General features: G+C 42.5%; 1 pseudogene. It reads left to right on the top strand.

From position 1 onward, the window contains the following. A pseudogene (locus RTW80_RS29440) lies at nucleotides 1-268 on the top strand (AAA family ATPase); the annotation flags it as partial.

Genomic DNA, 268 nt, shown 5'->3' with positions numbered 1-268 from the left:
GAACAGGGTACCCGATGATGGACCCGGAGAGCTTCCTTAATGGATGCAGTTTAATCACTAAAAATATTTTTGGTTTTGATTACCCCCATATGCTCAGCTTGCTGAATGATCCTGACAAAATTCTGTCGTTATATCGAAGCTGCACGAATGGCTATGAAAAACTTCAGGTGTTCCGACTACTGGAACCTGAGGCCGATAACCGTGTCATTCGCAAGTTTGTGAATGAAACCTATCATATTGAAAACGAGTTTATCTGCCAACTAGACCC

It is taken from the genome of Escherichia sp. AM3, assembly GCF_032029835.1.
Lineage (GTDB): Bacteria > Pseudomonadota > Gammaproteobacteria > Enterobacterales > Enterobacteriaceae > Escherichia > Escherichia coli.
The sequence above is the reverse complement of the archived record's forward strand: the minus strand, read 5'-3'. Positions and strand labels throughout refer to the sequence as shown.